Genomic DNA, 16,934 nt, shown 5'->3' with positions numbered 1-16,934 from the left:
GTGGAGTCACGGACCGGTCGCCGGCCGCATGGGCGGGGCGAACCGGTCCGGGGTGAAGGGGGCGAGCATCGGGTCGGGGGCCCCGGTGGTGACCAGGTCGGCGACCAGGTCGGCGGTGACCGGGGTGAGCACGATGCCGTGCCGGTGGTGGCCCGCCGCGACGAGCACCCCGGGTCGGCCGGGGAGCGCGCCGAGGACCGGGGCGTTGTCCGGGGTGCCGGGACGGAATCCGACGGTCGTCTCGACCAGGTCGTACTCGGCCAGCTCGGGCAGCAGGTCGACGGCCGCCCGGAGCAGCCGCAGCACCGCCCCGGCGGTGACGGCCGGATCCGTCCGCTCCTCGACGGTCGCCCCGACCACCACCTCCCCGTCGGCCCGGGGCACGACGTACACCTGCTCGCCGTCGACGTACCCCCGGACGACGTGCCGGAAGCCCGGCGGGCCGCCACCGGGCGCGCGGAGCCGGAGGATCTGCCCCTTCACCGGCCGGATCGGCAGGCCGGTGAGGGCGGCGGTGCCGCAGCCTGCGGCGACCACGACGGCCGGCGCGGCCAGCTCGCCGAGCTGGTCGACCGAGGCCTCGACCAGCACCGCGCCGGCCCGCTCGGCGGCGGACCGCAGGGCCACCAGCAGGCGGCGGGGGTCGACCTGGTGGTCGCCGGGGGCGAACGCACCGCCGCGCACCCGGGGGGCGAGCGCCGGCTCGCGGACCCGCAGCCCACTGGGGCGCAGCAGAGTGACCGGCAGCCCCAGCTCCTGCTGGTACGCCCCGAGCCGGCGCACCTCGGCCAGGTCGTCACCGGTGAGCCCGACGATCAGGGTGCCCTCGGTGCGGTACCCCAGGTCGACGTCGCTGGCGGCGGTCAGCTCGGCGGCGAACGTCGGCCAGCGGGCGGCGGACGCGACGAGCAGCCCGGTCAGCGCGCTCTCCCCGAAGTACGCCTCGGCGACCGGGGCGAGCATCCCGGCGGCCACGGTGGACGCCCCCGACCCGGACGCCGGGTCGTGCACGGTCACCGACATTCCCCGGGCGGCGCAGCGCCAAGCCACCGCCCACCCCACGGCCCCACCCCCCACCACCGCCACCTCCGGTGCAAGGAGGGGACCCCTGTTACCGCTTTTTGATGAGCAAGGGTCCCCTGCTACCACCTGAGGGCTCCGAGCAGTTCGGCGGTCACGCGGGCCGGGTCGGCGGCGGTGGAGAGCGCCCCGACCACCGCTACCCCGTACGCCCCGGCGGCGCGCAGCGCCGGCACCGTCGCCGCGGTCACTCCGCCGATGGCGATCACCGGCACCGGTACCGGTACCGCCTCGGCCACCGCGCGTATCCCGTCCACACCGATCGGTGCCGGCAGGCCGTCCTTCGTGGCGGTCGGGTGACAGGGGCCGACGCCGAGGTAGCCGGCCCCGGCGGCGACCGCCCGCGCAGCGACGACCGGGTCCCGGGCGCTCGCGCCGAGCACCGCGTCGGGGCCGAGTATCCGGCGGGCCGCGTCGACCGGCAGATCGTCCGCGCCCACGTGGCCGCCCGCCGCGCCGACCGCGATCGCCACGTGCAACCGGTCGTTGACCAGGCACGTCGCGCCGGCCGGCGCGCACAGGTCGAGGATCCGGCCCGTCAGGTCGTACGCCTCACGGTCGGTGGCGGAGTCCTCGACCCGGACCTGCACCACCAGCTCGGGACCGGCGATGCCGAGGGCGGCCCGGACCACGGCGAGCGGATCGCGTCCGGGGCGGGTGTCGGTGACAAGGTGCAGTCGGCCAAGGGACGGCATGGCAACTTCTCCTCCCTGCGCCGGCATTACCCGGATCAGGTTCGACGGTCGGGGGCTCCCAGCCCCCCTCTCAGCCCGGTCCACCGGGCTCCCGTGGGTTACTTGCGTGCCACACCGTACGACGGATCAGGAAATCCGCCAAGCACGCGGCGGCCACATTTCCGCAGGTCGGGACGGTTTTCCGGCAGTGGCGACAGTGGAAAAAATCTCACAATTACCCTTCGGGGGCAGCGCGTCACCCTCTGGTCACGTCATGCTGTCCTGATGCCGCGCCTACCCCAGGTTCCGCCCGGTCTCGAATCCCGGCCCTTCCGCGGTAGCACCGCCGTGGGCAACGGCCTTCTCACCTGGACGATGTTGCGCGGGCTCGCCTGGCAGCGTCTGCTGCCCGATGTCTACGTGCACCGGGCCGCCCACCGGCCGGACAACCATCGCATGTGGTGCGAGGCCGTGGCGCTGGTGCTCCCGGCCGGGGCCGCGCTCGCCGGACCGAGCGCGGCGTACCTGTGGGGCGCGGGACTGCCTCCGGGGGACGCGCCGGTCACCGTGGTGTTGCCCCGCGCGGCCCGGATGCGCCCGCACTCCCGGGTCGCCGTCACCCGCTCGGTCCTGGCGGAGTCCGATCTCACCGTCCACGAGGGACTACCCGTCACCACCGCGCTCCGGACGGCCTTCGACCTCGGTCGCCGGCCACCCCGCACCGAGGCGGTGGTGGCTGTCGACGCGCTGCTGCACCACCGCGCGGTGGATCTGTCCGCACTGCGCGAGTACGCGACCCAGCGCGCCGGCTGGCCCGGCCTGCCGCTGCTGCGGGAGGTGCTCTCCGTGGTCGAGCCGGTCGCCGGCGCCCCGATGGAGACCCGGCTGCGACTGCTCCTGCTCGACGCCGGGTTGCCCACACCACTCGTGCGGTACGACGTGCACGACGCCGGTGGAAAGTTCGTCGGCCGGGTGCACCTCGCCTATCCCGGCCGGCGGGTCGCCGTCGAGTACGAGCCCGGCCCGCCTCGGGAACCGGACCTGCTCCGCCAGGAGGCGACCCGGTTCCACGCGCTCCGCGCGGCGGGCTGGCGGGTGGTCCGCTGCACCGCCGACGACGTACTCCGACACCCCGTCCGGACGGTCCGGATGGTGGCCGCCGCGCTGCGCGGACGACCCGCGACCCAGGTCAACGGCCTGGGCTGATCCGACCGGCCCGCCGCCCCCGGAGTCGGGCGGCGGGGTCCGGGGTTGGTCAGAGGAGCGCGCGCAGGGCGGCCAGGTCGTCGGCGTCCGGCTGCCAGGCGCCGGCCGCGGCGTTGGCGCGTACCTGCTCCGGCGTGGTGGCGCCAGCGATCACCGACGTCACCGCCGGCTGGGCGGCCAGCCCGCCGATGGCCACCTGGAGCAGGGTGAGCCCCCGCTGGTCGGCGTACGCCCCGATGGCCTCGATGGTGTCCCAGTCGGCGGTGGCGAGGCGCTGCGCGTACCGTCCGCTCCCGGCGAGCCGGCTGCCCGACGGCGGCTGCTCCCCACGCCGGTACTTGCCGGTGAGCAGGCCGTCGGCGAGCGGGAAGAACGGCAGCAGGCCGAGGCCGAACCGCTCGCACGCCGGCACCACCTCGGTCTCCACCTCCCGCTCCAGCAGGCTGTACCGGTTCTGCGCGCTGACGAACCGGTGCGTGCCGGCGGTCCGGGCGGTCCAGTCGGCGTCGGCGATCTGCCAGCCGGCGAAGTTGGAGTTGCCCAGGTAACGCACCTTGCCCGCGCGAACCAGGTCGTCCAGGGCGGCAAGCGTCTCCTCGATCGGCGTGCCCGGGTCGGGTTCGTGCAGCTGGTAGAGGTCGATGTGGTCGGTGCCGAGCCGGCGCAGCGACGCCTCGACCGCCCGGACGACGTACCGGCGGGCCCCCCGGGCGTCGTGGTCCGGGCCGTTCAGGCCCTGCATGTCCATGCCGAACTTGGTGGCCAGCACGACGTCGTCGCGGCGGCCCTTCAGCGCCGCGCCGAGCACCTCCTCCGACGCGCCCTTCGGCTCGCCGTAGATGTCAGCGGTGTCGAAAAGGGTTATGCCGGCGTCGATGGCGGCGTCCACCACCGCCCGGGTGCCGGCCTGGTCGAGCTTGCGACCGAAGTTGTTGCAGCCGACACCGACCACGGACACCACGAGCCCCGAGTCGCCCAACCGGCGGTAGGTCATCTCTGTCACGAGATCAACTCTAGGGTGCGCTGGTTGCAGGGGTCCCCTGCTACTCAAAAAGCGGTAACAAGGGTCCCCTGCTACCACCCAAAGCTGCTACCACCCCAGAACTGCTACCACCCCGCCTGCTACCGCCCCAACCCGCAACCGCCCGAGGTCAGCTGACGTCCCAGACCGGCTCGGGGGTCTCCCGGACCTCGCCGTCACCGGCGAAGAGGAGGAAGCGGTCGAAGGAGCGGGTGAACCAGCGGTCGTGGGTGACCGCGACCACCGTGCCGGCGAACGCCTTCAGCCCCTCCTCCAGGGCCTCGGCGGAGGCCAGGTCGAGGTTGTCGGTGGGCTCGTCGAGCAGCAGCAGGGTCGCGCCGGACAGCTCCAGCAGCAACACCAGGAACCGGGCCTGCTGCCCGCCGGAGAGCGTGCCGAACCGCTGGTCGCCCTGGGCGGCCAGCTCGTACCGGCCGAGCGCGGCCATCGCCGCGTGCCGGTCCAGGCCGGCCCGGTGATCGTCACCCCGCCAGAGGACCTCGACGAGGGTCTTCGCCATCAGCTCGGGGCGGTCGTGGGTCTGCGAGAAGTGGCCGGGGCGGACCCGGGCACCGAGGCGGGCCACCCCGTCGTGGGCGACCGGCGCCAGCGCGGCGGCCCCGTCGACCGGGCCGTTGGCCGGGTCCGGATCGGTGCCGCCCCGGGCCAGCAGCCGCAGGAAGTGCGACTTGCCGGTGCCGTTCGCGCCGAGCACCGCGATCCGGTCGCCGTACCAGATCTCCAGGTCGAAGGGGTAGGTCAGGCCGTCCATCTCGAGCTGGTCGCAGACCACCGCGCGCTTGCCGGTCCGTCCGCCGGTCAGGCGCATCCGGATGTCCTGCTCCTTCGGCGGTACGGGCGGCGGCCCGGCCTCCTCGAACTTGCGCAACCGGGTCTGCGCGGACTGGTAACGCGAGGCCATGTCCGAGTTGTACGCGGCCTTCTGCTTGTACATCAGCATCATCTCGCGCAGCTTCTGGTGTTCCTCGTCCCACCGCTTGCGCAGTTCGTCGAGGCGGGCATGCCGGGCCACCCGGGCGTCGTACCAGGTCGTGAAGCTGCCCGGGTGCACCCAGGCGCTGCCGCCCTCGACGGCGACCACCCGGTCGGCGGTCTGGGCCAGCAGCTCCCGGTCGTGCGAGACGTAGAGCACCGACTTGGCGGACTCGCGCAGCCGCGCCTCCAGCCAGCGTTTGCCGGGCACGTCGAGGAAGTTGTCCGGCTCATCGAGCAGGAGCACCTCCTCGGTGCCGCGCAGCAGCAACTCCAGGGCGAAGCGTTTCTGCTGGCCTCCGGAGAGTGTCCGGACCGGACGCTCCCGGGCGGCGTCCCAGGGCAGGCCGAGCACGATGGTGGCGACGGTGTCGAAGAGCACCTCGGCCTCGTACCCGCCGGCCTCGCCCCAGGCGGCCAGCGCGTCCGCGTACGCGAGCTGCGCCTTGCCGGCGGCGGTGCTGTACTTGCCGCGGATCTCGGCGGTCCGCATGGCCGCCTCGGTTTCGGCCAGCCGGCGGCCAGCGTCGCGCAGGGTGGGCGGGGTGAGGCCGAGCGCCTGGTCGGCGAGGGTGGACTCGTCGCCGATCATGCCGATGAACTGGCGCATCACGCCCAGCCCGCCGAACCGGGCGATGCTGCCGACCTTGACCGACAGGTCACCGGCGACCATCCGCAGCAGGGTCGTCTTGCCAGCCCCGTTCGGCCCGACCAGGGCGACCTTGGCCCCCTCACCGACCCGGAACGACACGTCGGCAAAGAGTTCCCGCCCGTCCGGCAGGGTGTGCGCCACGCCAGCCACGTCCACGTATCCCACGTCGGCATCCTGCCCGAGCGGACCGGGGACGGGACAACGATTTACCGGGTGACGCGAAGCACTCGGTAGCCCTTCTGACTGGCGTGCCGGCCGACCTGCCAGCCCTCGTCGGTGAGCCAGCGGTGCAGGGAGTCGCCGCCCAGATGCCGGGCCACCACCAGCCAGGCCACCCCGTCCGGGGCGAGCCGGGGCAGCCAACGCCGCAGCAGGGTGTGCAGTTCCTCCTTGCCGACCCGGATCGGCGGGTTCGACCAGAGCTGCGCGAAGCTCACCCCGTCAGGTACGTCGTCCGGTGCGGCCACCCGTACCCGGCCGGTGGCCCCGACCCGGGCGGCGTTGCCGGCGGTGAGTTCCCGGGCGCGTTCGTTGACGTCGACCGCCCAGACCGTCGCCCCGGGAGCGTGGGTGGCGAGGACACAGGCGATCGGCCCGAACCCGCAGCCGAGGTCGAGCAGGGTTCCGCTGGTCTCCGGCGCGGGCAGCTCGGCCTTGCGCAGAAGGACGGCGGTGCCCGCGTCGAGACGGTCGGCCGAGAAGACGCCGCCGGCGGAGTCCAGGGTGTAGTCGCGCCCGGCGACGGAGAACTCGACCTGCCGTGGCTGGGACGGGCTCGCGGGATGCGAGCTGAAGTAGTGGTCGCCGGTCACGTCCGCATTCTCGCGTACCGGGGTGGAGGCTCCGGCACCGGCGGTGGATCGACCCGACTTCAAACGACTTTCAACGACAATTACCCCGTTTTACGCCTTAAAAAGGGGCAATGCCATTAATCTATGGCACATGGTGTACCGGTACGAGTCCGATGAGGACGCGCTGCACGGGCTTCCGCACGCCGGAGCCGACCCGTCGGCGGGTGGCGCGCGACGCGCCTCCGCTGGCCCCTCACCCTCCCGCTTCCCGACGCCCGACCTGCCGGTCGTGCCCCGGGTGGTCGAACCGGCCCGGGATGTCGTCCCGGTGCCGCCCCCGGTCGTGCCGGCCCCCCTACCGTCCGCGCATGCTCGGGCCGCGCATCGTCCGGCTGCGCCACCGCCGGCCGCACCATCGTCAGCCGGGCTGCCGCCGGCTGTGGCCCCGCCACCCCACGCCATGCCCACATCCCCACCGGCCACACCGCCGTCGGCCATGGCAGCACCGCACCCCACCATGCCCACGGCCCCACCGTCCCCGTACGTGGCCGCACCACCCGCTACACCGCCGACCCCGCACCCGGTCGAACCAACGCCGGTCGAGCCGTACCTGGCCGCGGCAGCGCCGTACGCCACGTCGACGCCACATCCGGCCGAGCCGACACCGGTCGAGCCCTACCCGGCCGCAGCAGCGCCGTACGCCACATCGACGCCACATCCGGCCGAACCGACACCGTTCGAGCCGACACCCGTCGGGCCGCACCCAGGCACGGCGGTACCGCTCCATGACGCCATGCCCCCACCGGCCACCACGCCGATCCCACTTCCGGTTGAGTCGACACCGGTCGCGGCAGCGCCACACCCCACCACGCCGATCCCACTTCCGGCAGAGTCGATGCCGTTCACACCGATCGCGTCGCCAGCGGCGGCGGTACCACATCCCGAGTCGGCCCCGCACCCGGCCGACCCGGCACCGCACCCGGTCGCACCGCACCCAGGCGCGACAGCACCACCCCACGGCATGCCCATGCCCCCACCGGCCACCATGCCGGCCCTGCTCCCGGTCGAGCCGACGCCGCCCGCACCGGTCGCGCCGGCCCCGGGCGTGGCAGCGCCACACTCTTTCGCGCCGGTGGCGGCGCCTGAGGAGACGGCTCAGGCGTCCGACGAGATGGCTCAGGCACCCGCCGGGCCGGTCGGACCTCAGTCGAACGGGCCGGAGGCGACACCACCACTGGCGCCGGCGTCCGCCGTGGTGCACCCGACCCTGCGCCTGGGCCGACTGGGCGGGCGGCTCTGGCAGGTGGTGGTGGGTGGCGCGGCGGTCGTGGTGCTGCTGGCCATCTGCGGCCTGGGCACCGCCGCCGTGCTGTTGGAACGGCAGTCGACGACCGACCCGCAGAGCCCGCCGGCGACGCAGCCCGACACGGCCCGCACCGAGGCGCCGGCGCAGGCCGACCTGGACTCCCGCGACACCGACCCGTTGCCGCTGACCGCGAAGGAGGTCTTCCCGGGCCGCCAACTGGTCGTCGCCGACGGGCAACCGGCGTACCAGGTCCTCCGGACCCACTCCAGCGCGAGTTGTGCGGTGGCGGCCACCGACGAAATCGCCGACCTGTTGGTCCGGCTCGGCTGCAACCAGGTCGTCCGCGGCACCGTACGGGCTCCGGACGGGGCACACCTGGCCACCGCCGGGTTGTTCAACCTCACCGACCGGACCACTGCCGAGCGGGTGCGGGAACGGATCCGGGAGATGCTGCAACAGGGTCAGGGCCGGTTCCTCGCGCTGGAGGCCGGCGACGAAACCGAGGTGCTGACCAGCTCCGCGGCCCGGGTGGCCTGGCAGGTACGCGGCCACTACATCGCCTACTGCCTGGTGGTCCGGGCGGACGGACAGCAGGTCGGCGCGGACGACCCGGAAGCGAAGCAGGTCTTGCACGACCTGATCAAGCTCCACCTCGACCAGGGGGTGCTGGAGCGTCGGGCCGACGGCGACCTCGTCCAGCCCAACCCGGAGTCGACCGGGAGCCGCCGGCCCGGCCCGTCCAGCTCGAACGACGACTGAGCCGGTACCGGTCAGCCGGACCGGCACCGGGCAGACCGGCCAGCCGGCCTCGGTCAGGAGGCGGTCGGCACCCGCAGGCGACGGGTGAGGTCGGCACGGCGGGCGTACTCGGTCGGGTCGTCCGGGTAGCCGACCGCGACCAGGGTCAGTCCGTGGGCGGGGGCCACGGTCACCTCGTTCGACCGTTCCCGTCGGGTGAGCAGGCCCGCCGGCCAGTCGACCGGTCGCCGGCCGTCCCCGGCGACCAGCATCGCCCCGACCAGGCTGCGCACCATCGCCTGGCAGAACGCGTCCGCCTGGACGGTGGCGACCAGCAGCCCGTCCGGGTCCCGTCGCCAGTCCAGCCGGGTCACCTCGCGCAGCGTGGTGGCGTTGTCCTTGCGTTTGCAGTACGCGGCGAAGTCGTGCTCCCCCACCAGTCCGGCCGCCGCCGCGTTCAGCGCGGTCAGGTCCAGCGGCCGCGGCCAGGCGAGCACCTCGTGCCGGCGCAGCGGCTCCGCGCCCCACCGGGCGTCCGTCACCCGGTACTCGTAGCGGCGGAAGGTCGCCGAGAAGCGGGCGTCGAAGTCGGCCGGCACCTCGGTCATCGCCCGGACCCGCACGTCCGCCGGGAGCAGTCGGGCCAGCCGGCGCAGCAACGCGCCCTGGTGCGTCTGCCACACCTCGGCGGGCAGGTCGAGGTGACACACCTGCCCGGAGGCGTGCACCCCGGCGTCGGTCCGGCCGGCCACGGTCAGCCCGGTCGCGGTGCCCGCCCCGAGGACCAGATCCAGGGTCGCGGTGAGCACCCCGGCCACCGTCCGCCGCTCCGGCTGGGCGGCCCATCCGGAGAAACCGCCGCCGTCGTACGCAACGTCCAGCCGGAGCCGGATCCGCTCCTCCACTCGTACCTCCGTGTCATGCGTCGGGCCCGACACCCCGAAGGGTGCCGGGCCCGATGGTGGGGCAAACTGCTCAGGCCTTGTCGTTCTCGCCGGCCTCGTCGCTGTCCTCGCGGGCGGCGGCGGTGTCACCGGACGCCGACACCGGCGCCTCGGCGTCCTGGTCGCCCTTGGCCTGCGGCGCCTCCTCGGCCGGGGCGAGCGCCTCGACCTTGTCCTGCTGCGCGGCCTTGCGGGCGGCGGTCTTCCGGTTCGCCTTGGCCTCGGCGACCTGAAGCTCCTCGACCAGCTCGATGATCGCCATCGGCGCGGCGTCACCCTTGCGCGGACCGGTCTTCACGATCCGGGTGTAGCCACCGTTGCGGTTGGCGTACCGGGGCGCGATCTGGTCGAACAGGGCGTAGACCACGTCCTTGTCCTTGACGACGCCCAGCACCCGCCGCCGCGAGGCCAGGTCACCGCGCTTGGCCTTGGTGATGAGCTGCTCGGCCAGCGGACGCAGCCGCCGGGCCTTCGTCTCGGTGGTCTGGATCTTGCCGTGCTGGAACAGCGCGGTGGCCAGGTTGGCCAGCATCAGCCGCTCGTGCGCGGGGCTGCCGCCGAGGCGGGGGCCCTTGGTGGGCGTGGGCATGGTTGGTGCTCCTCGTTTAGATGCTCAGCCGCGGTTACAGCTGCTCGGTCTCGCGGTAGTCGTCGGTGTCGTAGTCAGCCTCGCCGAAGGTGTCCACGACGTGTGCCGGGTCGAAGTTGGGCGCGGAGTCCTTCAGGCCCAGCCCCATCCCGGCGAGCTTCATCTTGACCTCGTCGATCGACTTCTGACCGAAATTGCGGATGTCGAGGAGGTCGGCCTCGGTGCGCCCGATGAGCTCACCAACGGTGTTGATGCCCTCACGCTTGAGGCAGTTGTAGGAGCGGACGGTGAGGTCCAGCTCCTCGATCGGCAGGGCCAGGTCCGCCGCCAGCTGCGCGTCCTGCGGGGACGGCCCGATGTCGATGCCCTCGGCGGTCTCGTCCAGCTCACGGGCCAGCCCGAAGAGCTCCACCAGCGTCGAACCGGCGGAGGCCAGCGCGGTACGCGGGCCCATCGACGGCTTGGTCTCGACGTCGATGATCAGCCGGTCGAAGTCGGTCCGCTGCTCGACCCGGGTCGCCTCGACGCGGTAGGTGACCTTGAGGACCGGCGAGTAGATCGAGTCGACCGGGATCCGGCCGATCTCCGCGCCGGCCTGCTTGTTCTGCGCGGCGGTGACGTAGCCACGACCCCGCTCGACGGTCAGCTCCATGTCGAGCCGGCCCTTGCCGTTGAGGGTGGCGAGCTTCAGGTCCGGGTTGTGCACCGAGACGCCGGCCGGGGGCTGGATGTCGCCCGCGGTCACGTCGCCCGGCCCCTGCTTGCGCAGGTACATGCTGACCGGCTCGTCGTGCTCGGAGCTGACGCAGAGCTCCTTGATGTTCATGACGAGCTCGACCACGTCCTCCTTGACGCCGGGGATCGTGGTGAACTCGTGCAGCACGCCGTCGATCTTGATCGAGGTGACCGCCGCACCCGGGATGGACGACAGCAGCGTACGCCGCAGCGAGTTGCCCAGGGTGTAGCCGAAGCCCGGCTCCAGCGGCTCGATGGTGAACCGGGACCGGGTCTCGTTGATCGACTCTTCGGAGAGGGTCGGTCGCTGGCTGATGAGCATGTCTTCTCTTCTCTTCCGGGGCGCCCGCCATATGACGCCCACGACAAACTGTTCCGGTGGTCCGCCCCGGAACGGGACGGACCACCGCAACGAGCTCCGACTACTTCGAGTAGAGCTCGACGATCAGCTGCTCCTGGACCTGCGTGTCGATGACCTGCCGGGCCGGGAGCGAGTGCACCAGAACCTTCATCTGGCTGGGGATGGCCTCCAGCCAGGCCGGCACCGTCTTCGAGCCGGCCTCGGCCTGCGCCACGATGAACGGGGTGAGCTCCTTGCTCTTGCCCCGGACCTCGATGATGTCGTGCTCCTTCACGCGGAACGACGGGATGTCGACCTTCTTGCCGTTCACCGTGAAGTGGCCGTGCTTGACCAGCTGACGGGCCATGTCCCGGGACTTGGCGTAGCCAGCCCGGTAGACCACGTTGTCCAGCCGCGACTCGAGGATCTGCAGGAGGACCTCACCGGTCTTGGCCTGCTTGGCCACGGCCTCCTCGTAGTACCCGCGGAACTGCTTCTCCAGCACGCCGTACACGCGGCGGGCCTTCTGCTTCTCGCGGAGCTGGAGCAGGTACTCCGTCTCCTTGGTGCGGCCCCGGCCGTGCTGTCCGGGCGGGAACGGCCGCGACTCGAACGGGCACTTCGGGCCATCGCACTTGCTGCCCTTGAGGAACAGCTTCATCTTCTCCCGCCGGCAACGGCGGCAGTCAGCACCGGTGTAACGAGCCATCTCTCTCTACCTCTCAGACCCGGCGACGCTTCGGCGGACGGCATCCGTTGTGCGGCTGCGGGGTGACGTCGGCGATCTGGCCGACCTCCAGCCCGACGGCCTGCAGCGAACGGATCGCGGTCTCCCGGCCGGAGCCGGGGCCCTTCACGAAGACGTCGACCTTGCGCATGCCGTGCTCCATCGCCCGGCGCGCGGCGGCCTCGGCGGCCAGCTGCGCGGCGAACGGGGTCGACTTGCGCGAGCCCTTGAAGCCGACCTGACCGGCGGAAGCCCAGGAGATGACCGCACCGGTCGGGTCCGTGATGGACACGATCGTGTTGTTGAAGGTGCTCTTGATGTGCGCCTGCCCGTGGGCGACGTTCTTGCGTTCCTTGCGCCGGACCTTCTTGACGGCGGCTCCGGCACGAGCCTTCGGTGGCATAAGTCTGTGCGCTCCTAGTTACTTCTTGCCGGGCTTCTTCTTGCCGGCGACGGTCCGCTTCGGGCCCTTCCGGGTCCGCGCGTTGGTCCTGGTCCGCTGCCCCCGGACGGGCAGACCCCGGCGGTGCCGGATGCCCTCGTAGCAGCCGATCTCGACCTTGCGGCGGATGTCAGCGGCGACCTCGCGGCGCAGGTCACCTTCTACCTTGTAGTTCCCCTCGATGTGGTCGCGGAGCTGGACCAGCTCCTCGTCCGTGAGGTCCCGAGCGCGCTTGTCCGGCGAGATGCCGGTGGCGGCGAGCGTCTCCAGGGCGCGGGTGCGGCCCACGCCGAAGATGTAGGTGAGCGCGATCTCCATCCGCTTTTCGCGGGGGAGGTCGACGCCGACTAGACGTGCCATCTGCGGGCGTACTCCTTGTGGTGTTCTGGCGGAGGTCTGAGCCCGCCCCACCCCGTTCCGACCGCTCCGCCGACCGGACGCGTCGTGACGCGTCGCGACCGGGGTGGTCGTTGCCCGAACGGGCCCCGGCCTCCGACCGGGGGTCAGCCACGTGGGAGTACGCGGTGCGTACCGCTCGCGGCTGGGACAAGCTGATGATGTGGTGTCAGGATCCGCGGCCCGGACCGGATCGACCGACCGTCGGACGGTCGGTCAGCCCTGGTTCAGCCCTGGCGCTGCTTGTGGCGCGGGTCGGAGCAGATGATCATGACCCGGCCGTGCCGACGGATGACCCGGCACTTGTTGCAGATCCTCTTGACGCTCGGCTTGACCTTCACGGTTGCCTTACTTCCCATCTGGCCCGGAGACGCGACGAAGCGCGACACCGGACGTCGAAGACGGACACGGGGACTACCCGGCCGCCGTCAGGCGTGGTTACTTGTAGCGGTAGACGATGCGCCCGCGGGTCAGATCGTACGGCGAGAGTTCGACGACGACCCGGTCCTCCGGCAGGATGCGGATGTAGTGCTGCCGCATCTTGCCGCTGATGTGAGCCAGCACCTTGTGGCCGTTCGCGAGCTCCACCCGGAACATGGCGTTCGGCAGGGGCTCGATGACTCGACCCTCGATCTCGATGGCTCCGTCTTTTTTCGGCATGTCCTCCGCTGTCCTGACGTCGGTTCCTCCGGACGGCTCACAACGCCTTACACGAACCCCTGATGGTCATCAGAAGGCTCGAGCCAGCCGCGGCTCCGACTCCCACCGAAGCGCAGGGTGGGCATGCCGGAGTGGACGCTGTGCGCCGATCTGAAAGTGTACGCTCGCCTACCGGCGCACGCCAAACCGGCCACCCCGGTCACCTGAAATCGGGACGAAGAACCCGGACCGGGCGCTGCCAGCGTCGGGTCCTCGACCCGGGCCGACCGCCCGGACGGATGACTCCGGTCTTGGGGACCCGGCGGGGCGACCCCGGTCCGGTGGGCCCGGTAGGAAGATGTCCGGTTCTGCGGGATCCGGCAGGGTGGCTCCGGGCCGGCGGTTCCGGTAGGAAAGAGCGCGGTTCCGGCGGATCCGGCAGGGAGAGTCCGGTCCGGCAGACCCCGTGGAAACCCGGTCCGGTGGGTCCGGCGGGGATCAGATCACGGGCGTGTCGGCGGGCTGGCGGGAGGTCACCAGGTCGCCCAGCCGGGCCCGGCCACCGTCGGGCGCGGTGAGCACCCAGACGCCGTCCTCCAGCAGCGCCATGGAGTGCTCGACGTGCGCGGCGACCGACCCGTCCCGGGTCACCACCGTCCAGCCGTCGGCGAGTTCCGCCGTCCGCGGCGAGCCCATCGTGATCATGGGCTCGATGGCGAGCGCGATCCCCGGGACCAGCCGGGGCCCGCGCCCCGGACGGCCGTGGTTGAGCACGTGCGGGTCCTGGTGCATCTCCGTGCCGATGCCGTGCCCGCCGTACCCGTCGACGATGCCGTACCGGCCACGCTTGCGGACCGCCGTCTCGACCGCGTGGGAGATGTCGGTGAGCCGGCCCTTGCCGCTCGCCGCGCCCCGGGCCGCCGCAGCGATCCCGGCCCACATCGCGTCCTCGGCCACCTCGGCCATGCGCAGCAGCGCCGGGTCGACCGCGCCGACCCCGACGGTGATCGCCGCGTCGCCGTGCCAGCCGTCCAGCACCGCGCCGCAGTCGATCGAGATCAGGTCGCCCTCCCCGAGGACCTGGTTGGGCGAGGGGATGGCGTGCACGATCTGCTCGTTGACCGAGGAGCAGATCGAGGCGGGGAATCCGTGGTAGCCCTTGAACGAGGGAACCGCGCCCGCACCCCGGATCACCGACTCGGCGATCGCGTCGAGGTCGGCGGTGCTGACCCCCGGGGCCACCGCCTCGCGCATCCGCTGCAGGGCGGCGGCCACCACCAGGCCGGCGGCGCGCATCTTCTCGATCTGCTCGGGGGTCTTCAGCTGGATGTCCAGCTGGGGACGGCGCATGGCGCGGTTACCTTTCGTCGACGAGGAGTGTGGGCACGACAGAAGCGCCCACCCTCCTCGCACTCTAGCCGCCGTGGAACGCGGGGCCCCGGCCGTCGCCGGAGCGCGGGACGTCAGCCGCCGTAGGAACGCAGGGCGTCGATCGCCCGTACGGTGACGTCCTCGACCGGCCCGGTCGCGTCGATCCCGACCAGCTTGCCCTGGGCGCCGTAGTAGTCGACCAGTGGAGCGGTCTTCTCGGCGTACTCCCGCAGCCGGGCCGCGATCGTCTCGGGCTTGTCGTCGTCCCGCTGGAACAGCTCCGCGCCGCAGCGGTCGCAGATGCCGTCCCGGGTCGTCGCGTCGAACTCGACGTGCCAGATCTTGCCGCAGCCCCGGCAGGTACGCCGGCCGGAGAGCCGCCGGATCACCTCGTCGTCGTCGACGACCAGTTCCAGCACCACGTCCAGCGCGGTACCCAGGTCGGCGAGGAGCTTGTCCAGGGCGGCGGCCTGGGGCGTCGTCCGCGGGAAGCCGTCGAGCAGGAAGCCCTCGGCGGCGTCCGGCTCGGCGAGCCGGTCCCGGACCATGTTGATGGTCACCTCGTCCGGAACCAGCTTGCCCGCGTCCATGAAGCTCTTGGCCTGGACCCCGAGTGGGGTGCCCTGCGAGACGTTCGCCCGGAAGATGTCACCGGTCGAGATCTTCGGGACCGAGAGGTGGGCGGCGATGAACTCCGCCTGTGTGCCCTTGCCCGCGCCCGGCGGGCCAACCAGAACGAGTCGCATCTACCGCAGGAACCCTTCGTAGTTCCGCTGCATGAGTTGGCTCTCGATCTGCTTCACGGTCTCCAGACCCACGCCAACCATGATCAGCACGGCGGTGCCACCGAACGGGAAGTTCACGTACGCCTGGCTGTCCAGCCAGATGAAGAAGAAGTTCGGCAGGACCGAGATGATCGCGAGGTAGAACGCACCCGGCAGGGTGATCCGGCTGAGGATGAAGTCGAGGTACTCCGCGGTCGGCTTGCCGGGACGGATGCCCGGTACGAACCCGCCGTACTTCTTCATGTTGTCCGCGACCTCGGTCGGGTTGAACGTGATCGAGACGTAGAAGTAGGTGAAGAAGATGATCAGCAGGAAGTAGACCGTGATGTAGATCGGGCTCGTCGGGTCGGCCAGGTTGTTCTGGATCCACGCCTGGGTCTTGCCCGGGTTGTTCTGGTCGAAGAACTGGAGCGCCAGCTGCGGCAGGTAGAGCAGCGACGAGCCGAAGATGACCGGGATGACACCCGCCTGGTTGACCTTCAGCGGAATGTAGGTGGAGGTACCGCCGTACATCCGCCGGCCGATCATGCGCTTGGCGTACTGCACCGGGATCCGGCGCTGCGCCTGCTCGATGAAGACGACCGCGGTGATGACCACCAGGACCAGCAGGACGACGAGGCCGAACCAGCCCCAGCCCTTGGTCTGCTTGATCTGCCAGCCCTCGCTGGGGAGGCGGGCGGCGATCGAGGTGAAGATCAGGACGGACATGCCGTTGCCGACGCCCCGGTCGGTGATCAGCTCACCGAGCCACATCACCATGCCGGTACCGGCGGTCATGGTCATGACCAGGATGGTCAGGGTCAGCCAGTCCGGGATACCGGTGCTCTGGGGGATGATCGGCCACTGGTCGCACTGGTTGTTGAAGAGCTGGCCCGAGCGGGCCAGGGCGACGAAGGCGGACGCCTGGAGGACGCCGAGGCCGAGGGTCAGGTACCGGGTGTACTGGGTGATCTTCGCCTGGCCGGCCTGGCCCTCCTTGCGGAGCTGCTCCAGCCGGGGGATCACCACCGTCAGCAGCTGCAGGATGATCGACGCGGTGATGTAGGGCATGATGCCCAGCGCGAAGACCGAGAGCGACAGCAGCGCGCCGCCGGAGAAGAGGTTCAGCAGGTTGAAGACCCCGTTGGAGCCTCCCTCCATGCTGTCGATGCACTTCTGCACGTTCGCGTAGGAGACACCGGGACTGGGGAGCGTCGCACCGAGCCGGTAGACCGCGATGATGCCTACTGTGAACAGCAGCTTCTTGCGCAGGTCAGGCGTACGGAACGCACTGAGAAAGGCGGACAGCAACTTCTTCCTCCTGCGCGAGGCGGGCCGCCGGTGGAACCCTGGCGGGACGAGGCGGGGTGGCGGTCGGGCGAGCGCCCGATATCCATAGCTGGGAACGGACTCTAACAGTCCGACCGCCGTCCGGGCAGGCTTGCCCGGCAACATATACCGGTAACGATGTGATTCGGAACACTGACCCGGAGTAGACCGTGGCGCCCGTCAGTTGTCGTCAACTG

At 71.5% G+C, this 16,934-nt stretch carries 18 protein-coding genes and 1 riboswitch; of the genes, 2 read left to right on the top strand and 16 right to left on the bottom strand.

The window, feature by feature from the left end; genetic code table 11:
- Positions 1–6: 6 nt before the first annotated feature.
- Together thiO and thiE are read right to left on the bottom strand one after the other, a co-directional pair.
- Entirely contained in the window at positions 7–1,149 is a 1,143-nt protein-coding gene (gene thiO / locus GA0074692_RS29395) for a glycine oxidase ThiO (protein ID WP_176738623.1), read from the bottom strand.
- Positions 1,143–1,775, bottom strand: coding sequence for a thiamine phosphate synthase (gene thiE, locus GA0074692_RS29390; RefSeq protein ID WP_091650303.1), 633 nt, complete (start codon positions 1,773–1,775; stop codon positions 1,143–1,145). Before thiE ends, thiO begins: the two co-directional genes overlap by 7 nt.
- A riboswitch (TPP riboswitch) is annotated at positions 1,771–1,880 on the bottom strand. (Overlaps the previous gene by 5 nt.)
- A 159-nt stretch (positions 1,881–2,039) precedes the next feature.
- Between thiE and GA0074692_RS29385 the strand changes: the two genes are divergently transcribed.
- The gene (locus GA0074692_RS29385) at positions 2,040–2,960 is read left to right on the top strand and encodes a hypothetical protein (RefSeq protein ID WP_091650301.1); all 921 of its coding nucleotides are present in this window, start codon (positions 2,040–2,042) and stop codon (positions 2,958–2,960) included.
- Positions 2,961–3,009: 49 nt separating this feature from the next.
- On the opposite strand, the gene GA0074692_RS29380 is transcribed toward GA0074692_RS29385, so the two are convergent.
- From GA0074692_RS29380 to GA0074692_RS29370, 3 genes are all read right to left on the bottom strand, one after another.
- A complete protein-coding gene (locus GA0074692_RS29380) occupies positions 3,010–3,954 on the bottom strand; it encodes an aldo/keto reductase (RefSeq protein ID WP_091650298.1) in 945 nt (314 codons plus the stop codon).
- 157 nt (positions 3,955–4,111) lie between these two features.
- Complete coding sequence (locus GA0074692_RS29375; RefSeq protein WP_091650296.1) at positions 4,112–5,791, bottom strand: ABC-F family ATP-binding cassette domain-containing protein; 1,680 nt, start codon at positions 5,789–5,791, stop codon at positions 4,112–4,114.
- Positions 5,792–5,832: 41 nt separating this feature from the next.
- On the bottom strand, positions 5,833–6,438 hold the full coding sequence (locus GA0074692_RS29370) for a class I SAM-dependent methyltransferase (protein ID WP_091650293.1): 606 nt from the start codon (positions 6,436–6,438) through the stop codon (positions 5,833–5,835).
- Positions 6,439–7,438: 1,000 nt separating this feature from the next.
- On the opposite strand from GA0074692_RS29370, the gene GA0074692_RS29365 reads away from it, so the two are divergent.
- Positions 7,439–8,482 carry a hypothetical protein gene (locus GA0074692_RS29365; protein ID WP_141725438.1) on the top strand — a complete coding sequence of 348 codons (1,044 nt, stop codon included), beginning with the start codon at positions 7,439–7,441 and terminating at the stop codon, positions 8,480–8,482.
- A gap of 53 nt (positions 8,483–8,535) precedes the next feature.
- Here GA0074692_RS29365 and truA read toward each other — a convergent pair whose 3' ends face one another.
- The 11 genes from truA to secY form a co-directional block, all read right to left on the bottom strand.
- A complete protein-coding gene (gene truA / locus GA0074692_RS29360) occupies positions 8,536–9,366 on the bottom strand; it encodes a tRNA pseudouridine(38-40) synthase TruA (protein ID WP_091650288.1) in 831 nt (276 codons plus the stop codon).
- A 70-nt stretch (positions 9,367–9,436) separates the two neighbouring features.
- Positions 9,437–9,994 carry a 50S ribosomal protein L17 gene (gene rplQ / locus GA0074692_RS29355; RefSeq protein ID WP_091650285.1) on the bottom strand — a complete coding sequence of 186 codons (558 nt, stop codon included), beginning with the start codon at positions 9,992–9,994 and terminating at the stop codon, positions 9,437–9,439.
- A 34-nt stretch (positions 9,995–10,028) separates the two neighbouring features.
- Positions 10,029–11,051, bottom strand: a complete 1,023-nt coding sequence (locus tag GA0074692_RS29350) for a DNA-directed RNA polymerase subunit alpha (RefSeq protein ID WP_076466647.1) — start codon at positions 11,049–11,051, stop codon at positions 10,029–10,031.
- Positions 11,052–11,151: 100 nt separating this feature from the next.
- Entirely contained in the window at positions 11,152–11,778 is a 627-nt protein-coding gene (gene rpsD, locus GA0074692_RS29345) for a 30S ribosomal protein S4 (RefSeq protein ID WP_091650283.1), read from the bottom strand.
- 13 nt (positions 11,779–11,791) lie between these two features.
- Positions 11,792–12,199 carry a 30S ribosomal protein S11 gene (rpsK, locus tag GA0074692_RS29340; protein WP_030329919.1) on the bottom strand — a complete coding sequence of 136 codons (408 nt, stop codon included), beginning with the start codon at positions 12,197–12,199 and terminating at the stop codon, positions 11,792–11,794.
- 18 nt (positions 12,200–12,217) lie between these two features.
- The gene (gene rpsM, locus GA0074692_RS29335) at positions 12,218–12,598 is read right to left on the bottom strand and encodes a 30S ribosomal protein S13 (protein ID WP_091650280.1); all 381 of its coding nucleotides are present in this window, start codon (positions 12,596–12,598) and stop codon (positions 12,218–12,220) included.
- Between the two features lie 263 nt (positions 12,599–12,861).
- Positions 12,862–12,975 carry a 50S ribosomal protein L36 gene (rpmJ, locus tag GA0074692_RS29330; RefSeq protein WP_088982067.1) on the bottom strand — a complete coding sequence of 38 codons (114 nt, stop codon included), beginning with the start codon at positions 12,973–12,975 and terminating at the stop codon, positions 12,862–12,864.
- Positions 12,976–13,072: 97 nt separating this feature from the next.
- Positions 13,073–13,294, bottom strand: coding sequence for a translation initiation factor IF-1 (infA, locus tag GA0074692_RS29325; protein WP_007073013.1), 222 nt, complete (start codon positions 13,292–13,294; stop codon positions 13,073–13,075).
- Between the two features lie 477 nt (positions 13,295–13,771).
- Entirely contained in the window at positions 13,772–14,623 is an 852-nt protein-coding gene (gene map, locus GA0074692_RS29320) for a type I methionyl aminopeptidase (RefSeq protein WP_091650276.1), read from the bottom strand.
- A gap of 113 nt (positions 14,624–14,736) precedes the next feature.
- Positions 14,737–15,390 carry an adenylate kinase gene (locus GA0074692_RS29315; protein WP_091650274.1) on the bottom strand — a complete coding sequence of 218 codons (654 nt, stop codon included), beginning with the start codon at positions 15,388–15,390 and terminating at the stop codon, positions 14,737–14,739.
- Positions 15,391–16,719 carry a preprotein translocase subunit SecY gene (gene secY, locus GA0074692_RS29310; protein WP_091650271.1) on the bottom strand — a complete coding sequence of 443 codons (1,329 nt, stop codon included), beginning with the start codon at positions 16,717–16,719 and terminating at the stop codon, positions 15,391–15,393.
- Between the last annotated feature and the right edge of the window lie 215 nt (positions 16,720–16,934).

This window comes from Micromonospora pallida (assembly GCF_900090325.1).
Lineage (GTDB): Bacteria > Actinomycetota > Actinomycetes > Mycobacteriales > Micromonosporaceae > Micromonospora > Micromonospora pallida.
This window is presented reverse-complemented; position numbering and strand designations above follow the sequence as displayed.